Genomic DNA, 25,396 nt, shown 5'->3' with positions numbered 1-25,396 from the left:
ATATTTTATAAGAAATAATTCATGAAAGACATATTAAAAATTTTTAAAAAAAAAAATAAAATTGAAGAATTCGATTCTATTCAAATTTCATTAGCATCTCCAGAAATTATACGATCTTGGTCTTTTGGAGAAGTTAAAAAACCTGAAACAATAAATTATCGAACCTTTAAACCTGAACGTGATGGATTATTTTGCTCGCGTATTTTTGGACCCATAAAAGATTATGAATGTTTATGTGGTAAATATAAACGTTTAAAACATAGAGGCGTAGTATGTGAAAAGTGTGGCGTTGAAGTTACAAAAAGCACAGTTCGTCGAGAAAGGATGGGGCATATTGAATTAGCTGCTCCTATTGCACATATATGGTTTTTAAAATCATTACCTTCTAGAATTGGTTTACTAATAGATATACCTCTTCGAGATATAGAACGAGTATTATACTTTGAATCATATATTGTAATTAAATCTGGAATGACTAGCTTAGAAAAATACCAAGTACTAACAGAAGACCAGTATATACAAGCAATAGATGAATTTGGAAATGATTTTGAAGCCAAAATGGGTGCAGAAGCTATACAAAAAATTTTAAAAAAAATGAACTTGAAAAATATTTGTTTAAACTTAAAAAAAGAACTATGTAAAACTAATTCTGACACAAAAAGGAAAAAAGTTACAAAAAGAATCAAACTCATTGAATCCTTATTGATTTCTAAAAATAAACCTGAATGGATGATTTTAACTGTACTTCCAATATTACCTCCGGATCTCAGACCTTTAGTCCCTCTAGATGGTGGTAGATTTGCAACTTCCGATTTAAATGATTTGTATAGACGAGTTATTAACCGAAACAATAGATTAAAACGCTTATTAGAATTGTCAGCTCCAGATATAATAATAAAAAACGAAAAAAGAATGTTACAAGAAGCAATCGATGCTCTATTAGATAACGGAAGACGCGGTAGATCCATTACCGGTTCAAACAAAAGACCTTTAAAATCTTTAGCTGATATGATTAAAGGAAAACAAGGTAGATTCAGACAGAACTTATTAGGAAAAAGAGTAGATTATTCAGGTCGTTCAGTAATTACCGTAGGTCCGTATTTACATTTAAATCAATGCGGTATACCTAAAAAAATGGCTCTAGAATTGTTTAAACCATTCATATATGGAAAATTAGAACAAAGAAATCTCGCCACAACTATTAAATCTGCAAAAAAAATGGTAGAGCAAGAAGAACCAATTGTTTGGGATATATTAGATGAAATTATTTGTAAACATCCGATCTTACTAAATCGAGCGCCTACATTACATAGATTGGGCATACAAGCATTTGAACCTATTTTAATTGAAGGAAAAGCAATACAATTACATCCATTAGTATGTGCTGCATATAACGCAGATTTTGATGGAGATCAAATGGCGATTCATATTCCATTAACAAAATCTGCTCAAAAAGAAGCGCGATTATTAATGATGTCGACTAGAAATATACTTTCCCCGGCTAATGGAGAACCTATTATCGTTCCATCTCAAGATGTAATTTTAGGTATATATTATATGACACGAAAAAAAATCAATGGAAAAGGATCCGAAATGTTGCTCTCTTCTTCAAAAGAGGCCGAACGTATGTATGCTTTAGGATCGGTTGATTTACATTCTATCGTTAATATCCGTATCTCTGAATATATTAAAGATGACAAAAACAATTTAATAGAGCAAAAAAAAATCATCAAAACTACCATAGGAAGAGCAATTTTTTGGACTATTATACCTCAAGGATTACCATTTAAAATAATCAATAAAACACTAAAAAAATCAGACATATCAAATATTTTAAATATTTGTTATCGAATATTAGGATTAAAAGAAACAGTTAATTTAGCTGATCAAATCATGTATACAGGATTTTCATATGCAGCAAAATCTGGTGTTTCTGTTGGAATTGACGATATTATAATACCGACAAAAAAAACAAATATTTTATTAGAAGCAGAAAAAGAAGTATCTGAAATACACAAACAGTTTCAAACCGGATTAGTTACAGCAAGTGAACGATATAACAAAGTAATAGATATATGGGCGGATGCAAATGAAAATATTGCAAATGCTATGATGAAAAATTTATCACATGATATTATTTATAATAAAGATCAAAAAAAAATAAAACAAAAGTCCTTTAACAATATTTTTATAATGGCTGATTCTGGAGCAAGAGGTTCTGCAGCTCAAATTAGACAATTAGCTGGCATGCGTGGATTAATGGCAAAACCTGATGGTTCCATTATAGAGACACCAATAACAGCAAATTTTAGAGAAGGATTAAACGTACTACAATATTTTATTTCTACTCATGGAGCAAGAAAAGGGTTAGCTGATACTGCATTAAAAACTGCTAATTCAGGTTATTTAACTAGAAGATTAGTAGATGTAGCACAAGATTTAGTAGTTACAAAAACTGACTGTAAAACCCGAAAAGGAATTTTAATGAGTACTTTAATTGAGGGAGGAGAGATAAAAGAACCACTTAGAGAAAGAGTTTTAGGGCGTATAACTGTAGAAGATATTTATTATCTAGATTCTACAAAAATTATGATACCGCAAAATACTTTATTAAACGAAGAATGGTGTAATATTTTAGAAAAAAATTCTATAGATGCTGTTAAGGTGAGATCAGTAGTGCATTGCGAAACAAATTTTGGAGTATGCGCGTATTGCTATGGACGCGACCTCGCTAGAGGAAAGCTAGTCCATAAAGGAGAAGCCATAGGTGTTATTGCAGCTCAGTCTATTGGTGAGCCAGGAACACAATTAACTATGCGTACATTTCACATTGGAGGAGCTGCTTCAAAAGTAGCCTCTGAATCCAGTATTCAAATTCGTAAAAACGGACTAATTCATTTAAATCGAGCAAAATCTGTGATTAACTCAGAAGGAAAAATAGTTATAATCTCTAGAAATGTTGAGTTAAAAATGATAGATAAAACCGGAAAAACACAAGAAAGTTATAAAATACCTTATGGATCATTGCTAACAAAAGGAGAAGGTGAAAAAGTTAAGGCTGGAGAAATAATTGCACGATGGGATCCACATACTATCCCTGTAATTACTGAAGTAAGCGGATATATTCAATTTATTGATGTTGTTGAAGGGCAAAGCGTTTCCAAACAAACCGATGAATTAACAGGTTTATCTTCTATTGTAATTCTTGACACTTCAGAAAGAAATATACAAGGAAAAGATTTAAAACCTTCTTTGAAAATTGTTGATAAAACAGGATCTGATATATTTATACCCGGTACTGATATGCCTGCTCAATACTTTTTACCTGGAAAATCAATTGTACAATTAGATAACGGAATGAAGATATCTTCAGGAGATACATTGGCTCGAGTTCCTCAGGAATCAGCAGGAACCAAAGATATTACAGGAGGTTTACCTCGAGTAGCAGATTTATTTGAAGCTAGAAAACCTAAAGAATTAGCTATTTTAGCTGAAATTAACGGAATTGTTTCTTTTGGAAAAGAAACAAAAGGAAAAAGAAGATTAATTCTTACTCCTCCAGATGGAAATAATACTTATGAAGAAATGATACCAAAATGGAGACAACTAAATGTTTTTGAAGGAGAAAGAGTAGAAAAAGGGGATACTATTTCTGATGGACCTGAATCTCCACATGATATTTTAAGATTAAGGGGTGTACAAGCTGTTACTAGCCATATAGTAAATGAAGTACAAGAAGTATATCGACTACAAGGTGTGAAAATAAATAATAAACATATTGAAGTTATAATTAGACAAATGTTACGAAAAGCTACCATAACAAATTCTGGTGATTCTGATTTTTTACAAGGTGAACAAACGGAATATTCAAGCGTCATGCTAGAAAACAAAAAACTCAAAATCAAAAAAAGAAAAATAGCAAGATTTTCTCGTGATTTACTAGGTATCACTAAAGCATCATTAGCAACTGAATCATTTATCTCTGCAGCATCATTTCAAGAAACTACACGTGTATTAACAGAATCTGCTGTAGCTGGAAAAAAAGATAAACTACGCGGATTAAAAGAAAATGTGATTGTTGGTAGATTAATTCCAGCTGGAACAGGATATAAATATCATAAACAAAGATTAAAAACAAAAATTAAAAATTCGTCTAAACAACAAACAAAATCTACTTCTGTTAGTCCTGAAGAAGCAGCAGCAAACTTATCTGAACTGTTAAATTCTACCGAAAAAATTAATAATAATTTATAAAAAATAATTCGAGCTGATTGTATTAACAGCTCGATATCTTAAATCACATTAAAATCTAAAATAATATTTAGATTATTAAAAAAATAAAAAAATATATATTACAACTAATTATTATTTTTCTTGCAATACAAAAACCTTAATAAGAATGTTATACACTTTCCATAAACAAACCACTAAACACAATCAATATTTAATAAAATCGCATTAAGTGGAATGCATATATAATTAAAACTTATTTTTTTAAAATTTTTTTTCGAATATTTTTAGTAGCTTGTATCATGTTTTGTAAAGCTAACAATGTTTCCATCCAATTACGAGTTTTTAAACCACAATCTGGATTCACCCATAATTGTTGTACAGGAATATATTCTACCGCTTTAATTAATAATTTTTCAATCCAATTAATTGTAGGAATATTTGGAGAATGAATATCATATACCCCTGGACCAATATCATTAGGATATTTAAACGTTTTAAAAAATTCTAACAAATCCATGTCTGAACGAGATGTTTCAATAGTGATCACATCAGCATCTAAATCTACTATTGCAGGCATAATATCATTAAATTCGCAATAACACATATGCGTATGAATTTGTGTGCTATCTTTTACACCTGATGAACATAGCTTAAATGCTTTAACTGCCCATGATAAATAATTATCCCAATAAAATTTCCGTAAAGGTAATCCTTCTCGTAAAGCAGGCTCATCAATTTGAATAACATCAATGCCAGAATTTTCTAAATCTGATACTTCATCTCTCAAAGCTAAAGCAATTTGTTGAGCTATGCGCTCTTTAGGAATGTCTTCACGAGGAAAAGACCAACACAGAATTGTAACCGGTCCTGTTAACATAGCTTTAACAGGCTTATTTGTTAATGATTGAGCAAATTTTGACCACATAACTGTAATAGGAGTAATCCGACTAATATCTCCTACAATAATTGGAGGTTTCACACATCGAGAACCATAACTTTGCACCCAACCGTACTGTGTAAATACAAAACCTTCTAAATATTCACTAAAATATTCAACCATATCATTTCTTTCAGGTTCTCCATGCACCAGAACATCTAATCCTAATTTTTCCTGTTGAATAATATTATTTTTAATGTGTATTTTTAAACTATTTTCATAATCTGATTGACTAATTTTTTTATTTTTATAATCTAACCGTAATTGTCTAATTTCTATGGTTTGTGGAAATGAACCAATTGTAGTAGTAGGTAATATTGGTAAGTTTAATTTTTTCTTTTGAATAGCTGAACGTATAGTAAAATCATTTTTTCTTTGCATATGATCAGAAGAAATTTGTAAAACACGTTTTTGCACTACAATATTATTAACTATATTAGATGATTTATATGCATCAATAGGTTTGATCCAACGATGTATTTCTTTTATGTTTAATTTTTTATTTAATACACGAGACAAAATGGATATTTCTAAACATTTTTGCATACCAAATGAAAACCAAGATTTTACAAAATCTGTTAAATTTTCTTCTAAAGATATATCTAATGGAACATGTAATAGTGAACACGATGTACTGATCCAAAAAATACGCTTCACTTTAGAAAATAACTTTAATTTTGTATACCATTTTAATAAATCTGTTTTCCAAATATTACGTCCGTTAACTATACCTAATGATAATAAAAATTTTTCATTAAAATAATTATGTAATTGACATATATCATATTTTCCTGCAACCAAATCAATATGTAACCCATCAATTGATAATTTATTAATTATGTCAATATTACTATGTATGTCACCAAAATATGTAGATAACAAAATTTTTATTTTGTTATTTTTCAATTCTTTATACACACCCAAAAAAGCTTTTTTCCATTGTGTAGGAATGTCTAAAACTAAAATAGGTTCGTCAATTTGAATCCACTCAATATTTCTACGAGATAATTTTGTTAATACTTCTTTATAAATAGGTAATATTTTTTCCAAAAGATCTAATTTATTAAAACTAATTCCTTTAACTTTACCTAACCACAAATACGTCAATGGACCTAACAAAACTGGTTTTACCGTATACCCTAATGATAATGCTTCATCGGTTTCTTCTAGAATTGCTTTCCAAGCAAAATAAAAATTTTGATCGCAAGATAACTCAGGTACAATATAATGATAATTTGTATCAAACCACTTAGTCATCTCAGATGCAGAGCAATTTTTATCGATTACTATTGATCCTCTAGCAATTCTAAACAAAGTATCTAAATTTAACTTAGATTCATCTTCTATTTGATGTCTTTTAGGAACATTATTAATCATCATACTAACATTTAATACATGATCGTACCATGCAAAATCACCTACCGTTACATAATCTAAACCACAATCAACTTGATATTTCCAGTTATTATGTCTAATAGTTTTACCAACAACTAATAAATCATGCAAAGTAATTTTTTTTGACCAATAATTTTCTAAAGCAAATTTTAATTCACGACGCGCACCAATTCTAGGAAATCCTAGTATATGATTTTTTATAGCCATACATGTTTTTCCTATTTTGTTATTAATACAAAAATAAAAAATACCAAAAATAATTAACTTTATAAGTTATCTACAATAAATAACTGTCAGTTATATATGTGTACAAAAAACTTTTATAAAAATTCTTAATATAGATCATTCGTTTTAAATATTTCTTAATTAATATCATTATTGTATATTAAAACATATAACATACACCTCTATCATTTAAAATTAATTAGTATTCATAAACATATTAATTACATAAATATTAATTTTTAATTTAAAAAAACGTTTATTTTAACCTCTAAAATTTAATTCATTAAATAAATTTTCATAATAAAAATACTATAAATATTTTTTAAAAATTTTCAAAATTGTTGTTAATCATCAATATATTAAAAAATTCTATATAATATATATGTCAAAATATTTTAAAATAAGATATTTAATATTATAAGAAATATCTATTGTCTATAACGATATAAAATCGTAAATGTATTTGTAGAAAAAAAATATACTAACATCGTAAAAATAAGCAATCAATACTTTTCTACAGAAAAATAAAATATTTATAGTACGAAAAATTACTAATATCTGTAAAAAATAAATACACATATTAAAAAAATACTATATATTAAATAATTTTTAAAAAAAATAAATAGAAATTCAAGAATAAATACTAAAACCTAAAAAAATATATTATAAATAATAATTATGCTTCAATCGCTATTTTTAATTTTTTCATAGCATTTTTTTCTAATTGACGAACTCGTTCAGCTGAAATTCCGTAGTCTTGAGCAATAGTCTGCAAAGTAATCTTAGAACTATTTTTATTTAACCAACGCCTTTTAATAATTTGCTGACTCCTTTCATCTAATACTAACAATGCATTACTTAATTTATTAACAGCATGTAAAGCCCAGTTATCTTGCTCTACTTTTGTTGCAAAATTTGATTTTTTGTCTTCTAGATGGAGGGAGGAACGCATATTACTCATTGGATAATCAGATTGAGAATCTGATGGTGTGACGTCTAAAGTTATATCTTGAGCAGACATTCTTGCTTCCATTTCTTTTACTTCTTGTCTACTAACACCTAATTCACGTGCAACAATATCTATTTCATGAAGATTAAACCAACCTAATCTTTTTTTAGATTTTCTTAAATTAAAAAATAATTTTCGTTGTGCTTTAGTAGTAGCAACTTTTACTATACGCCAATTTTTTAAAACATATTCATGAATTTCAGATTTTATCCAATGCACAGCAAAAGAAACTAAACGAACATTAATATTGGGATTAAAACGTCTAATTGCTTTCATTAAACCAATATTTCCTTCTTGAATTAAATCAGCTTGCGGTAAACCATATCCAGAATAATTTTTAGCAACATGAATTACAAATCGTAAATTTGATAAAATTAATAATTTTGCTGACTCTATATCTCTATAAAAAAACAATTTTTCTGCAAGTAATTTTTCTTTTTCAGGAGATAATATAGAAAAAGAATTTGCCATACGAATATAGGCATCTAAACTACCAATATTTAAAAAACTAATTGTACGAACCTGATTTTTTATTTTTTTCATTTTATCCTAAAAGTGCACAATATGCACACTGTGCATTCTCATTAAATTGTTAATCTATCGATAAATAGATCCATTAGTACAGATTTAACTAACATTAAAAAAACTATCAACAAATTTTTTGCTATCAAAAGATGAAAAATCTGTTATTTTTTCTCCTGTACCAACAAAACGAATTGGGATAATTAATTCATTAGCAACTGAAAAAATAATTCCTCCTTTAGCTGTACCATCTAACTTAGTAATAATAGACCCAGTGACTGGAAGATTAGAAGAAAAAACTCTAGCTTGTTCTATAGAATTTTGACCAATCCCAGCATCTAAAACTAGAAATATTTCATGAGGCGCCGTTGGGTGACATTTATGAATTACTCGGTTAATTTTTTGTAATTCCTGAATTAAATGATTTTTATTATGTAAGCGACCCGCTGTATCAATAATTAAAATATCCTTTTTTTTTTTGATGGATTCTTTAATTGCATCAAATATCACTGAAGCAGGATCTGAATCTAGAGGTTTAGAAAAAACAGGAATACTATTGATTCTCCCTAAATCTATTAACTGATCAATTGCAGCAGATCTATACGTATCACCTGCAGCTACCATAGTAGAATAACCGAGGTTTTTATAATAGTATGCTAGTTTTGTAACAATAGTTGTTTTTCCTACACCGTTTACTCCAACTATTAAAATTATAAACGGCATTTTAGCCTTAGAAATACTACAACTTTTTTCTTTCGATATAATCAACATATTTAATAATAAATTTTTGAAATATATAATAGCTTTGTTAGAACTTATTGAATTGTTTTTTTTAATATATATTTTAAATGTATGTAAAATTTTTTCAGTAGCGGTTACTCCAAAATCAGAAGATAATAATAAATTTTTTAATTTTTTAAACATATGTTCATCTAACTTTTGTGTACAAAAAATATTATTTATTTTGTTAATAAAAAATTTTTTGGTATTATGTATATAATTATTAAAAAAAGAATTAATTTTATTATTAGATGAATTTAAAGAAGAATTTGTTAAATCGGTTTTTATTTTATGTTTAGGAGTATTATTCTGAATTTTTTTTTTAAAAAAGGATTTTAAATTAGAAAAAAAATTTTTTTTTATCACACATATAACCCTCATTTTTTATTATTACAAATATTCATTATATTTTATTTAAAAGATTCCATAATAAAGTTATGAAAATGAAAAAAAAAACAAAAAAACAAAAAAAAATTCGTATTACTGGTGGATTTTTAAAAAATAGAGTATTGCATTCAGTTAACAAAATAAATATAAGGCCTACCAGAAATCGTGTTAAACAAGTAGTATTTAGTTGGTTACAAAAATATATAAAAAACTCCACATGTTTAGATTGTTTTTCTGGAAGCGGAAACTTAAGTATAGAATCAGTTTCTCGATTAGCTAAATCAGTTACTTCATTAGAAAAAAACTATACTTTAGTTAATAAATTAAGAAAAACTATAAAAAATTTTTCTATTACTAATATATCAGTTTTTCATACTAATACCCTACAATGGTTAAAAAAAAATGGTACACCATACGATATTATTTATTTAGACCCACCTTTTTATAATAAAACGTTGCTTAACCAATCTGTTCAATATCTAGAAAAATATAATTGGATTCATAAAAATTCCTTTATATATATTGAACATATAGATAATAATATCTATATACCTGATACATGGAAATTAATTAAAAAAAAAAAAATAGGAATAGTATCATTTTTATTATTTTATAAAAAAAATAAAAATTAATGTTTTAAAAAAAATAAAATATATAACTTCATAAATATCACTATCTATTTTATAAAAATCTTATATTTATGTTTATAATAACATATAATTAATAAAAATTACATAAAACGATCGTCAATTAAAAATTATTTTATCATAAAAATCACAGAAAAAATTATTTTTCAAGTAAAACTAATTTTTAAAATTGCTAAAAATATAGTTACTAATAAAATCTGGAGAAATAAATAACATAACATGAATAATTTTTTAAAAAAACTAAAAAAAATTATGCCTGCTTACATAGAACCAAAATTCTGTAATGATAAAGAATTATTATTCTGGAATCAAGAACAAGGAAAAAAATATTCTGAATCCATTATTCAAAAAAATAAAGCTATGAAAATAAAAAGAACATTAGGTCGATCCGGAATACGAGAATTATATAAAAATTGTTCTTTTGAAAATTACCAAGTACATCATGAAGGACATAAAAAAGTCCTATGCGCTGCTCGTAGATATGCAGAAAATTTTAAAAACAATATTGCTAACTTTATATTCTCAGGTCGACCAGGAACTGGAAAAAATCATTTAGCTTCAGCTATTGGAAATCATTTAATTTTACGAGGAAAAAATATATTAATAATTACAGTTGCAGATCTTATGTCAACCCTTAAAAGTACTTTCAATCAGTCTTCTGCAGAAATGACTGAAGAAAAATTATTATATAACTTAAGTACAGTAGATTTACTTATAATTGATGAAATAGGAATGCAAACAGAATCTAGATATGAAAAAATGATTATTAATCAGATTATAGATAGGAGATCATCCTCTAAAAAATCTACCGGAATATTATCTAATTTAAATCATGAAAGATTAAATGGTTTATTGGGAGATAGAGTTCTTGACAGGATGAGTTTAGGAAATAGTCTATGGTTAACATTTGAATGGGATAGTTATAGAAAAAATATACAGAGAAACTAAATTAGTTATCGATAAAAAAATCACAACTATCAAATTAATAATTTATACGAGATATATATTTTCCAAGACGAGTATTTATTTTAATAAAATCACCTTTTTTAATAAACAAAGGCACTTGAATAGAAGCACCTGTTTCTACGACAACTCGTTTACTAACGGAATTAATCGTATCTCCTTTTATTGCAATATCAATATCTTGAACTCTTAAAGTTATAAATGTATTAATTTGAACGGAAATAGGAGAATTATTCCATAACATAATTTTACAAACAGAAGAATTTATTAACCATTTTTCACATCCACACAAAAATTTTTTTAAAACATGAATATGTTCAAAATTTTTTTTATTCATAAATGTCCAAATAAATCCATTATTATATAAATACAATGTAGAAATTTCTGTAACATCAGTAGAATAAAAAACATCTGTTGCTTTAACGGTTTTGCTTAAAATTTTTCCAGTTAATAGTTGTTTTAACTTAATTCTAACAAACGCTTGTCCTTTTCCTGGCTTTATAAATTCACTATATTGAATTTCATATGGTTGATTTTTTATTAAAATTTTTAATCCTGACTTTAAAGAAGTACCGCTATAAGTTGTCATATCATATATCTCAAAATATAGAAATATAATCCCTTGTTCTCATAATTAAATATTAAAGAGAACAAGGAGACTATCGGTATACGTGCAATAATAAATAATATAATTAAATTATTGTTATTTTTACCGTAGTAACGTTTTTAATTACTATAAAATCAAAAAATCTACATCATACCACCCATACCACCACCCATACCATTACCTGGAGGAGTACTTAAATCAGATGAAGATTTTTCATCTTTAGGAAGATCCGTAACCATACATTCTGTAGTAATCATTAATCCAGCAACTGAAGCTGCATATTGTAGTGCAGATCTAGTAACTTTTGTAGGATCTAAAATACCAAAGGTTATCATGTCTCCGTACTCGTCAGTAGCTGCATTGTAACCATAATTGCCGCGTCCATCTTTTACATTATTAGTGACCACTGATGGTTCTTCGCCAGAATTTGCAACAATTTGACGTAAAGGAGCTTCCATAGCACGTAAAGCAACTCTTATTCCTACGTTTTGATCTTCGTTTTGACCATTAATACGAGAAATTTTTTCTGCTACTCTTACTAAAGCAACTCCTCCTCCTGGTACAACACCTTCTTCTACTGCTGCTCTAGTTGCATGTAAAGCGTCTTCTACACGAGCTTTTTTCTCTTTCATTTCTACTTCGGTTGCAGCTCCAACTTTTAATACCGCTACACCGCCAGATAATTTTGCTAAACGTTCATTTAGTTTTTCTTTATCATAATCAGAAGTAGCTTCATGTATTTCTTGTCGAATTTGATTAATACGACCTTTAATGCTATTTTTATCTCCGTTACCACCAATAATAGTAGTTGCATCTTTACTAATGACTACACGTTTTGCTTGACCTAAATCTTCTAAAGAAGATTTTTCTAATTCCATAGCTAATTCTTCAGATATAACAGAACCACCGGTAAGAATCGAAATATCTTGTAACATTGCTTTTCTGCGATCACCAAAACCAGGCGCTTTTACTGCAGAAACCTTAACAATTCCTCTCATAGAGTTTACTACTAAAGTTGCTAAAGCTTCTCCTTCTAAATCCTCTGCAATAATTAACAATGGTTTACTAGATTTAGCTACTGATTCTAAAATAGGTAATAATTCGCGAATATTAGAAATTTTTTTGTCTGCCATTAGAATATATGGATTATCTAACTCTACTAATCCAGTATCAGGTTTATTGATAAAATAAGGTGATAAATATCCTCTATCAAATTGCATTCCTTTTACTACTTCTAATTCATTTTGTAAACCTGTACCTTCTTCAACAGTGATTACTCCATCATTACCAACTTTTTCCATAGCTTCAGCAATTAAACTACCAACTTTTTCATCTGCATTAGCAGAAATAGTACCTACTTGAGTAATTGCTTTTGAGTCAGCACAAGGAACTGATATTTTTTTTAGTTCATCAACAGCATGAATAACTGCTTTATCAATACCTCGTTTTAAATCCATGGGATTCATTCCTGCAGCTACCGCTTTTAAACCTTCATTTACTATAGATTGCGCTAATAAAGTTGCAGTTGTAGTTCCATCACCAGCTGCATCATTTGCTTTAGAAGCAACTTCTTTGACCATCTGAGCACCCATATTTTCAAATTTATCTTCTAATTCAATTTCTCGTGCTACAGATACACCATCTTTAGTAATACTTGGTGGGCCAAAAGATTTATCTAATACAACATTTCTACCTTTAGGACCTAACGTAACTTTTACTGCATCAGCTAAAACATTAACACCTCGAAGCATTTTAATTCGAGCTTCGTTACCAAATTTTACATCTTTTGCTGCCATTTAAAATGTCCTCAAAATTTAAAATTATCAGTTAATATGATTATGAAATTATTATTCTTCTACAACAGCTAGAATATCACTTTCAGTTAGAATTAATATTTCTTCATTATCAATAGTTTCAGTTTTTGCACCATAACCTTCATTAAATATAACAACATCACCAACTTTTACATCTAGTTTTTTAATAATTCCATTATCTAAAAGTCGACCTTTACCTACTGATAAAACTACTCCTCGAGTAGATTTTCCAGCTGCAGATCCAGTTAAAACAATACCACCTGCAGATTTTGATTCAGCTTCATTACGTTTAACAATCACTTTATCGTGCAATGGACGAAGCTTCATAATATGATCCTCTCTAGTAAAATGCTTGTTATCGTGTTACATAACCAATGAGCAATCAATATTTTCTTAATATACTCTTATGTTTTAAGAATATATGGACCTATGTCTTGAATTTCAAGGGGTGTATTTAATTTTTATTTAGTTTTTTCAATAAAAAATATCAGATAATCAAAAAAATATTAAGTTTACATCTAATATATAAATGGTATTAAAAACATAATTATTTAATATATTTTTAAGAAAACAAATCGTATCTCATATAATAGTCTACTAATAATTCAACCTATATATTCTCGAAAACATAATATCATAACAGTACCACTTAAAAAGATTAAAAATTTTATTTTATAAAAATATTGACAAAACAAACGTTTTGATGTTTAATCATTTTAATGCCCGGATAGCTCAGTCGGTAGAGCAGGGGACTGAAAATCCCCGTGTCGGTGGTTCAATTCCGCCTCCGGGCATATTTATATAGACATATTTATTTATAACAAATATTTTACTTTCCAATACAAAAATCAGAAAAAATTTTATTTAATAAATCATCATTACTAAACTGACCTGTGATACTTAACAAACAATTCATTGATAAACGTATATTATCTGAAAAAAATTCGATATTATTGTTTTTATACCACTCTTTTTTTCCCTCTAGTAAATATTTTAAAGACTCTTCCAATCCCAAAACATGTCTACGTCGTGCCAAAAAAACATTTTCAATATTATTTTTAGAACATAAAATTACATTAATTATTTTTTTTAATCTACTTAATCCTGACCGTTTTTTAACTGATAAATAAATACACTGAAACTTCTGATGTATGATTTCTAATCGCGGTTTTTGTTTAATAAGATCTATTTTATTAAAAATAAATGTAATATTTTGATTAATACGTAAATTTTTAATACTTTTTAATATAATTTCATTGTTTTCTTTTTGATTATAGGTAATATCTAAAATAAAAAAAATATGATCGCAACTACGAACACTTTTTTTAGCTAACCGTATACCTATATTTTCAATCAAATCTTGACTTTTACGCAAACCAGCAGTATCAATGAGTTCATAACATACTCCATTAGACCATATATTTTGACAAATTAAATCACGTGTAGTACCCGGAATATCTGTAACAATAGAAACTCTTCGATCAGATAAAAAATTAAATAAACTGGACTTACCTACATTAGGAGGCCCAGTAATTACAATTTTTATATCTTTCTGTAGAGAATAACTTTTTCGCGCTGTATACATTAAATTTTTCAACAACATAATAATTTTGATTAAATCAGATTTAAAATCTAAACGCTCATCAGAACTATCAATTTCGTCAGAAAAGTTGATAATAGCTTCTATTTTAGAATAAAAAATTTTTAATAAATCAATAATAAAACATAATTTTTTTGAAAAACTACCAGATAAAGAACGTAAAGCAGCTTGTATTGATAATTTAGATTCTGCATGTATTAAATCACTAATTGCTTCTGCTTGAATTAAATCTATTTTTTTATTTAAAAAAGCTCTTTCTGAAAATTCACCGGGACGTGCTATACGGACATTATTCATACGAACTACATTTTTTACAATTATATCTAATAAAACTGGATTTCCATGACCTTGAAATTCTAAAATATCTTCTCCAGTAAATGAATTAGGAGCAGGAAAAAACAAAGCAATACCGTAATCAATAATATTTCCACGAAAATCTAAAAATGATACATTATGTGCAAAACGTTCTCTCATTGAAATTTTTAAAAATTTTTTTATTATTTTTAAGACAGAAGAACCAGAAATTCTTATAATTCCAATACCTGAACGACCAAATGCAGTGGCTGGGGCCACAATAGTTTCATTAAATATCATACTTTTTTTATGCTCTACAAAAACAAAAAGTTATTCTTTTTAATTTAGAAATTAACTTTTATTTATATAAATATTATTAATTATATTTATTATCTTTAAAAAAATTCCTACGTATAATCCATTGTTGTAAAAAAGTCATTAAATTATTAGTTATATAGTATAAAATTAAACCAGATGGAAGCCAAAATAAAAAAAAAGTACATAAAATTGGCATAATACATAAAAAATTTTTCTGTTTCACGATATTATCATAGCTTAATTCATGATATTGAGTTAATAAAACACTGAAAATTACACAAATCGGTAATACATAATGTGGATCATAACTAGATAAATCATTAATCCATAAAAAAAACGGTGCATGCTGTAATTCTGTTGCAGAAATCAATATATAATAAAATGATAAAAATATAGGTACCTGCAACATCATAGATAAAAAACTAAAAAAAGGATTAATTTTTTTGGATTTATATAAAAATAAAATTTTTTTATTTATTACACGAGAATCATCACAAAATTGATTTTTTATTTTTTGTATTTCGGGTTGTAAGGCTTGCATGTGCAACATAGATATATATTGTAATCTAATTAATGGATACATAATCGTCTTTATCAAAATAGTCACAAAAATAATAGTTATACCCCAATTATGAAAGAAACCATAAAAAAAGATCAGTAGTTTAAAAATAGGATAAGAAATTATCTTTAAATTACCATATTTTGCTATAAATTGTAAATTTTTTGAAAAAAATAGCATAATATTTTTTATATTAGCGCTAAACCATGTATTACTAAAAATTTTATAAAGATAATAAAATTGAAAATGATATATTTTTGATAATAACCTAATTAATGTAATACTGTTATTAATTTTATTAAAATAAATAACAAACTGATTATAAATATGAGGAATCCAAATTGTTAAAAATTTTCTGTGCATTATGCTTATCCAGTTAGTATTAATTGCGATATATGTATTTTTCTACACTAAATATTATTACCATGATATCCATGATAATGCCTATAATTATTAAAAAAATATCTTTATAATAATTCTTTATGTATGAAAAAATTTAAAAAAAATACTTGTTTAAAAATTTCTTATAATATATTCCATAAAAAATTATATATTAAATACAGATTATTATTTAAGACATTTTAATCTATTCTAATGCTGTACAAACAGCACGCTAAACAATTAATTTACATGAAAGAAAAAAATCATAAAAAAATTTTCTGTTTTAATATTTTTTGAAAATCAAACAACAGTTTTACATAAAAAAATAATTTACTACATACTACAACAATTGTATATTTTTATAATATTAAAATCATTTTTATTTAATATTTCTCCAACAACCTTATAAAAAATTTTTGTATTTTTAAAAAATATTTATTAATATTTTTTATTTACAAAATCGCTATATTTGAATGTATCTAACAATACTGCTTTAATTTTAAATAAACTAATATCCGACAAGATTAAATAATTTAGTATATTAAAAAATTAAATATTACTAACATTAGTAATATCATAAATTTTATGCATAAGATTATTTATCTTTAAATTATTTTGATTTATAAAAGCATGTGTATTCCAAAAGTTCCATATTAAAAAAGAGAAAAAAACACAAGATATTATAAAAAAAATACGTTTCAAATATATCATAAAATTTTCTCATTATTTAAAATTAAAAATAAAATATCATAAATTGATGATATATAAATTTATGTTATAATCTATTTATATTCAAAATATTATCTTTATTTTTATAAGACCACAACTGTTTTAAAAAGTAAAATATTGTTTCGTTATTTAATAAATGAATATTTTTTTTTGCAATTATAATAAAATCCATAAATAATAAGTTATGTTGTACTAATCGAAAACTTTCTCGAATAAGACGTTTAACTCGATTACGATCATGTGATCGCGCAACATTTTTTTTAGGAATAGAAATCCCTAATCTAGGAAATTGTAAATAATTTATGTACATAAACATTAAAAAATTCTTTGTATGAATTTTATAATTTTTACTATAAATATATTGAAATTGAGCGTTTAATAATAAACGTGATTTTTTTTTTAAAGAAAATTGTGACATATTTACTAATTTTGTAAACTTGTTTTATACACATAAAACTGAACGTAATTTTGAACGTCTATGTGATAGAATATCTCGACCACTTCTAGATGACATACGAGCACGAAATCCGTGTGTACGATTACGTTTAATATTAGATGGTTGATACGTACGTTTCATATAAACATTCCTTTTTTATAAAAATAATACATGTAAGTATGTATTAGCTAAACAATAAAATATCTGTATACTATGTAATAATTATATCATGATAAATAATAACGTGTTTCATTTGATTAAATTAGATTTACTAATAAATATTTTAATACAAATTAAAATATTATTATAATAATATTTTTATAAAAATATATAAAAATAAACAATCTAAAAAAAATCAACATATCATTAATATCAAAAAAAACTAAAATCATGATCACTCATCTTATTTTTAAATATAATTAAGATATTTAAATCATTAAACTATATTATAAATAATAATACAATTTATCTACTATCTATATACATTTTTAATATATCTACAAAAACAGTATTTACTACTAAAATTCAGAAAATTGATACTTTTTAAAAAATGAATTAAAAAAATACAATTATGCATATACAATTTAAAACATCATTTATATATATTAATTACAATATAAAATATCAGAAAATATAAAAATCATTATACTAAATATATCACTAATAGCTATTTAGCAAAATAAAGTATATTTATATAAAAATTTTAACATCAAAAAATAATAAATTGATATAACTAAACAATTAAAAATTAAAAAGATTATCAAAACTATCAAAAAAAAAAAAATATCAAAAAAATTACTCTTAAAAAACGGTATTAAACTTAAATATCAATTTAATAATTTTATTGAAGGCACATCAAATCAATTAGCTCGTTATTCAGCATACAAATTCACTAAAAGTTCAAAAAATATTTACAATATATTGTTTTTATCTGGAAATACTGGATGTGGAAAAACACATTTACTTCATGCTATAGGAAACAAAATTTTAATAGAAAATCACAATCATAAAGTAATTTACATACATGCAAAAAATTTTATTCGTAATATACTATACTCATTAAAAAACAAATCTATAAACCATTTAAAAAATTACTATAATTCTGTAGAAATATTATTAATAGATGATATTCAGTATTTTTTCTATAAAGGAAAAATAAAAAAAATCTTGTTTAAGATATTAAATAAATTTTTACAAAAAAATCAAAAAATTGTATTAACTGCAAATTTTTATATAGATCAAACAAATAAAATACTACAAAATTTTCCATCTCAGTTTCAATTAGGATTAATTATATCAATTAATCCACCTGAATTAACAACTAAAATGCATATTTTATTAAATAAAGCTCACAAAAACAATATTAAATTAACATATAAAATAGCAAAATATATTGCAGAAAAAAAATGTTCTAATATGAAAATACTAGTATTTTTTTTAAAAAAAATACATTTTCAATTAATGTTTAATAAAAAAAAAATGACAAAAACTTTAATAAAAAAACAAATAAATCAATTAATAAAAAAAAAAAAAAAACATATAAACATTCATTTAATTCAAAAAAAAGTTGCTACTTATTTTAACATTAAAATATCAGATATGATTTCTTCTAAAAGACTAAAATTTATTGTAGAACCAAGACAAATCGCTATGGTTTTAATAAAAAAATTAACTCACTGTAGCTATTCTAAAATAGGAATTATATTTGGTAAAAAAAATCATACTACTGTATTACATGCTTGCAAAAAAATTAACTACTCAAAAAAAAAAAAACTAAAATTTATTGCGATTTTTTATACTTATTTAATCAATTAAAAACGTAAAATATGGAATTCAAAATTAAAAATAATGATTTTTTAAATTCTTTTAAAATAATTAATAGAATTATCACTAAAAACACCGTATTTCCAATATTAGAAAACGTAGTTATCAAAATTAACGAAAATATATTACAATTAACTAGCTCTACATTAGAAATCGAATTACATACTTATATACATAAAAAATATTTTACTTGTTATACATCAGGATGTATTACAATATCTGGAAAAAAAATACTTAATATTTGCCGTAACATTAAAAGCAACGCAGAATTACATTTTCAATTAATTAACAAAAAAATGCATATTAAAATATTTAATAGTTTGTTTAAATTAAATACTTTGTCACAAAAAAAATTTCCAAAATTCAAAAAAATTCAAAACACAAAAAAATTTTTTATTTCACAAAAAATATTAAAAAAAATCATTTCATCAATTTATTTTTCTATAGCACATAATGATGTAAGAAACCCTTTAAACGGCATGCTACTTGAATATAAAAAATCTTATTTAAATAACGTTACAACTGACGGACATAGATTGTCTATGTATTCAATTTTCTTAAACACAGACATATCTACTTTTTCCGTCATCATTAATAAACAAGCTATATTAGAATTAAACAGATTATTGACCTATTCGACTGATTTAATATCCATAACAATAGACTACCATTACATCTCATTTCAATTTAATACAATCTTATTAATAGCAAAATTATTAAATGGTAATTTTCCTAATTATCATGATGTAATACTAAAAAAAAATACACACTCTATCTTACTACCTACAGAGCAATTAAAAGAATCATTATTAAAAACATCCATTTTATGTAATACTACTTTTAAAGGTGTTTTTTTAAATTTTTCAAAAAACTTGTTAAAGATAACATCAAATAATCAAGATGATGAAGAATCATATGATTCCTTTCACATCAATTATCAACAAAAAAAAGTTTCATTTTCTATAAACGTTTTTTATTTATTGGATGTTTTAAATGCATTAAACACTCCTACAATCAATATTATTTTTAATACTCCGGTTTCAAGTATTCAAATTCAATCAAAAACACAAAAAGAAACTAAGTATATAATTATGCCTTTAAAACTATAATTTTTAATTAAAAATAAAATTTTCATATAAATCAATATATCAGTTATTACTAAAAAAAGGATGATCTATGTCAAATTTATACACTTCATCTAATATAAAAATATTAAAAGGATTGGATGCAGTTAGAAAACGCCCGGGTATGTATATTGGAGATACCGACGATGGTACAGGATTACATCATATGGTATTTGAAGTGGTAGACAACTCGATAGATGAAGCTTTAGCAGGACATTGTAATTTAATCGAGGTAATCATACATTACGATAATTCTGTCTCCGTAAGAGATGATGGAAGAGGCATACCTGTAGATATTCATCCAGAAGCAGGAATATCTGCGGCTGAAGTTATTATGACTATGTTACATGCCGGAGGAAAATTTGATGATAACTCATATAAAGTTTCTGGCGGTTTGCATGGTGTTGGTATTTCGGTAGTAAACGCTTTATCTGAAAAATTAGAATTATACATTTATCGCGATAAAAAAAAATATCATCAAAAATATTTTAATGGAAATCCAAAAAAATCATTATCATGTATAGGAACTACAAAAAGAAAAGGAACAAAAATCCGATTTTGGCCTAATAAAAATATCTTTACTAACCACAATACTTTTCAATATGAAATTTTACAAAAAAGATTACAAGAATTATCATTTTTAAATGCTAATCTATTAATAAAACTAAAAGATGTTAAGAATCAAAAAAAATTTCAATATTTTCACAAAGGAGGAATTAAATCATTTATTAAAAAAATCAACAGAAAAAAAAAACCAATACACAAAAAAATTTTTATATTTAAAAAACAAAGAAAAAACATTGAAGTAAATATTGCTATGCAATGGAATACAACATTTCAAGAAAAAATATTATGCTTTACTAATAATGTACCACAACAAGACGGAGGCAGCCATTTATCAGGATTTCGAGCTGCATTAACACGAACATTAAATTGTTTTTCTGAAAAAGAAAAATCAAACAAAAAAAATAAAATCACAGTTACTGGAGAAGATACAAGGGAAGGACTAACAGCTTTAATTGCAATTAAAATGTTTAACCCAAAATTTTCCTCTCAAACAAAAGAAAAATTAGTATCTTCAGAAGTAAAATCTATAGTTGAAAAATTATTAAACGAACACTTAATGAATTTTTTATTAGAACATCCCAGAGATGCAAAAATTATTGTTACAAAAATTGTACAATCAGCACGATCCAGAGAAGCAGCAAAAAAAGCTCGAGAAATAACTCGTCGCACAGGATCATTAGAAACATCTCACTTGCCTGGAAAATTATCTGATTGTCAAGAAAAAGATCCTTTTTTATCGGAAATATATTTAGTAGAAGGTGATTCTGCTGGGGGTTCTGCAAAACAAGGAAGAAATAGAAAAAACCAGGCCATTTTACCATTAAAAGGAAAAATTTTAAATGTAGAAAAAGCTCGTTTTGAAAAAATAGTAACATCTTCAGAATTAATCACATTGATTACTGCTTTAGGATGTGGTTTTGGAAAAGAAGAATATAATCTCAAAAAATTAAGATATCATTCTATTATTATCATGACAGATGCAGATGTAGACGGATTACATATTAGAACACTACTACTAACATTCTTCTTTCGACAAATGCCAGAAATAATAGAAAAAGGACATATATACATTGCTCAACCACCACTGTACAAAGTACAACACGGAAAACAAGAAAAATATTTAAAAAATTCAAAAGCACTGTATTCTTATCAATATCAATTTATACAAAAAAATAGTTATATTATATATAAACCGAAAAACAAAAAAACATACCATCAAAAAAAATTTTCCCAGATCATGCTTGAATATCAAAAACTTAATAAACATTTTCTTTCTATAAATGAAAAAATACCATCATTTATATATAAAGCTATGATTTATATCATTCCGTTAAAAAATTTAAATAATAAAAAACATGTAAAACTGTGGATTAAAAAACTAATAAAACAATTACAAAAAAAAATATATTCTAATAACAAAAACATATATTCTTATTATATAAAGAAAAATCAAAAAAAATATGAACCAATATTAAACATTAGTAATAAAAAATTTTTTCATTTATATCATTTAAAATATAATTTCTTTTTAACAAAAGAATATACAATGCTTGTTAAATTTATAAAAAAAATTAATCACATGATTAAAAATTGTGCACATATAAAATTTTATAAAAAATTCTTTGTATTTACAAGTTTAGATGATGCAATTAACATATTAATAAAAGAAACAAAAAAATTCATCAATATCCAACGATACAAAGGATTAGGAGAAATGAATCCCGAACAACTATGGACTACTACAATGAACCCTAAAACCAGAAAAATGTTACAAATAACTATACAAGATGCCAAAATAGCTAATCAATTATTTAGTACCTTAATGGGAGATACAGTACAACCTAGAAAAGAATTTATTAAAAAAAATGCTTTATATGCAAAAAATATTGATGTATAAAAGTACATCATACACATTATACATATAAATTTTAAAATTCATATATTCATCAATTTTCGGCAGGAAATAAAGCAAATAAAACCTGCCAAAATATATCATAAATACATATTCAAAAATTTCATATTAAAAAAATTACATACCAAAATTATATTTTTTCAAAAAAACAAGCAATATAGAAATTGCTACTGGAGTAACACCGGGAATACGCGAAGCTTGTCCTAGAGAATAGGGACGATATTCATTTAATTTCATAACTACTTCATTTGATAAACCTATAATATTTTTATAATCTTTTATAGATGATAATTTTACATTTTCATATCGTATATTTCTTTTTGCTTCTCTTTTTTGACGTTTAATGTATCCATAATATTTACTCTGTGTTTCAATTTCTTGTATAACTGTCCTGCTTTTAACAACATGATTATTAGATATATTTTGATCAAGATAATCCATTAAAATATCATATGTAACTTGTGGTCTACGTAAAAAATCAAAAGCAGAACAATCTTTTTTTAAAGTAACATCTAAATCTTTGTTTTTAAAAAAAGAAAAAATTGCCTGAGGTGTAATTTTAATGTTTTTTAATCGTTCGCATTCTTGTAAAATTTTATCTCTTTTTTTAGAAAAAAGCATCCATTGTTCATAAGTAACCAAACCAAGTTTATAACCAATTTTTGTTAAGCGATCATCAGCATTACTTTCTCGTAACAACAATCGATACTCTGCTCGTGAAGTAAACATACGATAAGGTTCGGAAGTACCTTTATTACATAAGTCGTCTATTAACACACCAATATACGCTTCATTCCTCTTAGGAAACCAAGGGTCCTTATTTTGAACTAATAGTCCAGCATTAATGCCTGCAATTAAACCTTGAGCACCAGCTTCTTCATAACCAGTAGTTCCATTAATCTGGCCAGCCAAAAAAAAATTTTTAATAATTTTAGATTCTAATGTTATTTTTAAATCTCTAGGATCAAAATAATCATATTCTACAGCGTATCCAGGATGAACAATTTCTGATTTTTCTAATCCTGAAATTGAATGAATCATTTTTTTTTGTATTGAAAAAGGAAGACTAGTAGAAATTCCGTTTGGATAAATTATATCGCTATTAATACCCTCAGGTTCTAAAAATATTTGATGACGAGATTTATCAGGAAATCGAACTATTTTATCTTCAATGGAGGGACAATAACGAGGACCAACTCCCTGAATAGAACCACTATACATAGGACTGTAGAGTAAGTTATCTTTAATTATATTATGTGTACTTATATTTGTATACGTAATATAACATGAAACTTGTTTGGGGTGATCTGAAATACATCCTGTAAAAGAAAACACAGGAGTAGGAATGTCTCCTTTTTGTTTTTCCAAATTATTAAAATTAATTGTTTTAGCATGTAAACGAGGTGGAGTACCTGTCTTTAAACGTCCTGTTCTAAAGAAATATTTTTTTAAGTTTTCAGCTAACATTGATGAATTTAAATCACCTCGTCTACCTCCAGATATAGTCTTAGAACCAATATACATTTTTCCATTTAAAAAAGTTCCAGCAGTTAATATAACAGCAGAACTACTAAAATAATTTCCATCACACGTTAAAACACCATAAACCTGATAATTTTTAATAATTAAATCTGATACTTCTGCTTCTAAAATTGTCAGATTATCATGATTATTTAAAAAATACTGTATCTTTTTTTGATATAAAAGTCTATCTGTTTGCGCACGTGTAGACTGTACAGCAGAACCTTTTCTTGAATTTAAAATTCTAAATTGAATGCCTGAAAAATCAGTTGCTTTAGCCATTAAACCACCCATTGCATCAATTTCTTTTACTAATTGACTTTTTCCTAGCCCTCCAATTGCTGGATTACATGAAAGTACTCCAATAGTATTAATTTTATGTGTTAACAACAAAGTTTTATGACCCATTCTTGACGAAGCAGAAGCAGCTTCTGTACCAGCATGCCCTGCTCCAATTACAATAATATCAAATTTTTTATAAAAAACCATTTCTTTTTCCTAAAATATTTAATTAATATTTTATATATCTACAAATTTATTTGTTTACATATTCGTACTATTATGCATTTTTTTCTTAAAAACTTATTTATTTATATATTCATATATTCATAC

The 25,396-nt window shown here is 25.6% G+C and carries 17 protein-coding genes and 1 tRNA gene; 7 read left to right on the top strand and 11 right to left on the bottom strand.

Features of this window, described 5'->3' with window-relative positions; translation table 11 throughout:
* Window positions 1–21 precede the first annotated feature (21 nt).
* On the top strand, window positions 22–4,254 hold the full coding sequence (gene rpoC, locus BUCIPSTX3056_RS00090; protein WP_075474460.1) for a DNA-directed RNA polymerase subunit beta': 4,233 nt from the start codon (window positions 22–24) through the stop codon (window positions 4,252–4,254).
* A 232-nt stretch (window positions 4,255–4,486) separates the two neighbouring features.
* On the opposite strand, the gene metE is transcribed toward rpoC, so the two are convergent.
* The 3 genes from metE to ftsY form a co-directional block, all read right to left on the bottom strand.
* A complete protein-coding gene (gene metE, locus BUCIPSTX3056_RS00085) occupies window positions 4,487–6,772 on the bottom strand; it encodes a 5-methyltetrahydropteroyltriglutamate--homocysteine S-methyltransferase (RefSeq protein ID WP_075474459.1) in 2,286 nt (761 codons plus the stop codon).
* A gap of 694 nt (window positions 6,773–7,466) precedes the next feature.
* Window positions 7,467–8,333 carry an RNA polymerase sigma factor RpoH gene (gene rpoH / locus BUCIPSTX3056_RS00080; RefSeq protein WP_172598452.1) on the bottom strand — a complete coding sequence of 289 codons (867 nt, stop codon included), beginning with the start codon at window positions 8,331–8,333 and terminating at the stop codon, window positions 7,467–7,469.
* 93 nt (window positions 8,334–8,426) lie between these two features.
* Window positions 8,427–9,467 (bottom strand): signal recognition particle-docking protein FtsY, encoded by a 1,041-nt coding sequence (gene ftsY, locus BUCIPSTX3056_RS00075; protein ID WP_231938277.1) that lies wholly within the window; start codon window positions 9,465–9,467, stop codon window positions 8,427–8,429.
* A gap of 77 nt (window positions 9,468–9,544) precedes the next feature.
* Between ftsY and rsmD the strand changes: the two genes are divergently transcribed.
* Together rsmD and dnaC are read left to right on the top strand one after the other, a co-directional pair.
* A complete protein-coding gene (gene rsmD, locus BUCIPSTX3056_RS00070) occupies window positions 9,545–10,120 on the top strand; it encodes a 16S rRNA (guanine(966)-N(2))-methyltransferase RsmD (protein ID WP_075474456.1) in 576 nt (191 codons plus the stop codon).
* Between the two features lie 234 nt (window positions 10,121–10,354).
* Window positions 10,355–11,083, top strand: coding sequence for a DNA replication protein DnaC (dnaC, locus tag BUCIPSTX3056_RS00065; protein WP_075474455.1), 729 nt, complete (start codon window positions 10,355–10,357; stop codon window positions 11,081–11,083).
* Between the two features lie 34 nt (window positions 11,084–11,117).
* Here dnaC and efp read toward each other — a convergent pair whose 3' ends face one another.
* The 3 genes from efp to BUCIPSTX3056_RS00050 form a co-directional block, all read right to left on the bottom strand.
* Window positions 11,118–11,687: an elongation factor P gene (gene efp / locus BUCIPSTX3056_RS00060; RefSeq protein ID WP_075474454.1), complete on the bottom strand. Its 570-nt coding sequence runs from the start codon at window positions 11,685–11,687 to the stop codon at window positions 11,118–11,120.
* A 161-nt stretch (window positions 11,688–11,848) separates the two neighbouring features.
* The gene (gene groL, locus BUCIPSTX3056_RS00055) at window positions 11,849–13,501 is read right to left on the bottom strand and encodes a chaperonin GroEL (protein ID WP_075474453.1); all 1,653 of its coding nucleotides are present in this window, start codon (window positions 13,499–13,501) and stop codon (window positions 11,849–11,851) included.
* A 51-nt stretch (window positions 13,502–13,552) separates the two neighbouring features.
* On the bottom strand, window positions 13,553–13,846 hold the full coding sequence (locus BUCIPSTX3056_RS00050) for a co-chaperone GroES (protein ID WP_075474452.1): 294 nt from the start codon (window positions 13,844–13,846) through the stop codon (window positions 13,553–13,555).
* A 394-nt stretch (window positions 13,847–14,240) separates the two neighbouring features.
* On the opposite strand from BUCIPSTX3056_RS00050, the gene BUCIPSTX3056_RS00045 reads away from it, so the two are divergent.
* Window positions 14,241–14,313 (top strand) — tRNA-Phe (locus BUCIPSTX3056_RS00045).
* Window positions 14,314–14,348: 35 nt separating this feature from the next.
* Here BUCIPSTX3056_RS00045 and mnmE read toward each other — a convergent pair.
* The 4 genes from mnmE to rpmH all read right to left on the bottom strand — a co-directional run bounded on the left by mnmE (window position 14,349) and on the right by rpmH (window position 17,977).
* Complete coding sequence (gene mnmE, locus BUCIPSTX3056_RS00040) at window positions 14,349–15,713, bottom strand: tRNA uridine-5-carboxymethylaminomethyl(34) synthesis GTPase MnmE (protein ID WP_075474451.1); 1,365 nt, start codon at window positions 15,711–15,713, stop codon at window positions 14,349–14,351.
* Window positions 15,714–15,789: 76 nt separating this feature from the next.
* A complete protein-coding gene (yidC, locus tag BUCIPSTX3056_RS00035) occupies window positions 15,790–16,653 on the bottom strand; it encodes a membrane protein insertase YidC (protein ID WP_075474450.1) in 864 nt (287 codons plus the stop codon).
* Window positions 16,654–17,446: 793 nt separating this feature from the next.
* Entirely contained in the window at window positions 17,447–17,818 is a 372-nt protein-coding gene (gene rnpA / locus BUCIPSTX3056_RS00030) for a ribonuclease P protein component (RefSeq protein ID WP_075474449.1), read from the bottom strand.
* A 24-nt stretch (window positions 17,819–17,842) separates the two neighbouring features.
* Window positions 17,843–17,977 carry a 50S ribosomal protein L34 gene (gene rpmH, locus BUCIPSTX3056_RS00025; protein ID WP_075474448.1) on the bottom strand — a complete coding sequence of 45 codons (135 nt, stop codon included), beginning with the start codon at window positions 17,975–17,977 and terminating at the stop codon, window positions 17,843–17,845.
* Window positions 17,978–18,559: 582 nt separating this feature from the next.
* Between rpmH and BUCIPSTX3056_RS00020 the strand changes: the two genes are divergently transcribed.
* The 3 genes from BUCIPSTX3056_RS00020 to gyrB all read left to right on the top strand — a co-directional run bounded on the left by BUCIPSTX3056_RS00020 (window position 18,560) and on the right by gyrB (window position 23,248).
* Window positions 18,560–19,651 carry a DnaA ATPase domain-containing protein gene (locus BUCIPSTX3056_RS00020; protein WP_331712098.1) on the top strand — a complete coding sequence of 364 codons (1,092 nt, stop codon included), beginning with the start codon at window positions 18,560–18,562 and terminating at the stop codon, window positions 19,649–19,651.
* A gap of 11 nt (window positions 19,652–19,662) precedes the next feature.
* Window positions 19,663–20,769, top strand: coding sequence for a DNA polymerase III subunit beta (dnaN, locus tag BUCIPSTX3056_RS00015; RefSeq protein ID WP_075474446.1), 1,107 nt, complete (start codon window positions 19,663–19,665; stop codon window positions 20,767–20,769).
* Window positions 20,770–20,836: 67 nt separating this feature from the next.
* Complete coding sequence (gene gyrB / locus BUCIPSTX3056_RS00010) at window positions 20,837–23,248, top strand: DNA topoisomerase (ATP-hydrolyzing) subunit B (RefSeq protein WP_075474445.1); 2,412 nt, start codon at window positions 20,837–20,839, stop codon at window positions 23,246–23,248.
* A gap of 132 nt (window positions 23,249–23,380) precedes the next feature.
* Here gyrB and mnmG read toward each other — a convergent pair whose 3' ends face one another.
* Window positions 23,381–25,273, bottom strand: coding sequence for a tRNA uridine-5-carboxymethylaminomethyl(34) synthesis enzyme MnmG (mnmG, locus tag BUCIPSTX3056_RS00005; protein WP_075474444.1), 1,893 nt, complete (start codon window positions 25,271–25,273; stop codon window positions 23,381–23,383).
* Between the last annotated feature and the right edge of the window lie 123 nt (window positions 25,274–25,396).

The sequence above is a fragment of the Buchnera aphidicola (Cinara pseudotaxifoliae) genome, assembly GCF_900128595.1.
GTDB lineage: Bacteria > Pseudomonadota > Gammaproteobacteria > Enterobacterales > Enterobacteriaceae > Buchnera_F > Buchnera_F aphidicola_J.
The sequence above is the reverse complement of the archived record's forward strand: the minus strand, read 5'-3'. Positions and strand labels throughout refer to the sequence as shown.

Excerpts from the sequence above, each read along its gene's own strand:
- rpoC (WP_075474460.1), top strand. The coding sequence starts at position 22 with ATGAAAGACATATTAAAAATTTTTAAAAAAAAAAATAAAATTGAAGAA.
- metE (WP_075474459.1), bottom strand. The coding sequence starts at position 6,772 with ATGGCTATAAAAAATCATATACTAGGATTTCCTAGAATTGGTGCGCGT.
- rsmD (WP_075474456.1), top strand. The coding sequence starts at position 9,545 with ATGAAAAAAAAAACAAAAAAACAAAAAAAAATTCGTATTACTGGTGGA.
- dnaC (WP_075474455.1), top strand. The coding sequence starts at position 10,355 with ATGAATAATTTTTTAAAAAAACTAAAAAAAATTATGCCTGCTTACATA.
- efp (WP_075474454.1), bottom strand. The coding sequence starts at position 11,687 with ATGACAACTTATAGCGGTACTTCTTTAAAGTCAGGATTAAAAATTTTA.
- groL (WP_075474453.1), bottom strand. The coding sequence starts at position 13,501 with ATGGCAGCAAAAGATGTAAAATTTGGTAACGAAGCTCGAATTAAAATG.
- BUCIPSTX3056_RS00050 (WP_075474452.1), bottom strand. The coding sequence starts at position 13,846 with ATGAAGCTTCGTCCATTGCACGATAAAGTGATTGTTAAACGTAATGAA.
- mnmE (WP_075474451.1), bottom strand. The coding sequence starts at position 15,713 with ATGATATTTAATGAAACTATTGTGGCCCCAGCCACTGCATTTGGTCGT.
- yidC (WP_075474450.1), bottom strand. The coding sequence starts at position 16,653 with ATGCACAGAAAATTTTTAACAATTTGGATTCCTCATATTTATAATCAG.
- rnpA (WP_075474449.1), bottom strand. The coding sequence starts at position 17,818 with ATGTCACAATTTTCTTTAAAAAAAAAATCACGTTTATTATTAAACGCT.
- rpmH (WP_075474448.1), bottom strand. The coding sequence starts at position 17,977 with ATGAAACGTACGTATCAACCATCTAATATTAAACGTAATCGTACACAC.
- dnaN (WP_075474446.1), top strand. The coding sequence starts at position 19,663 with ATGGAATTCAAAATTAAAAATAATGATTTTTTAAATTCTTTTAAAATA.
- gyrB (WP_075474445.1), top strand. The coding sequence starts at position 20,837 with ATGTCAAATTTATACACTTCATCTAATATAAAAATATTAAAAGGATTG.
- mnmG (WP_075474444.1), bottom strand. The coding sequence starts at position 25,273 with ATGGTTTTTTATAAAAAATTTGATATTATTGTAATTGGAGCAGGGCAT.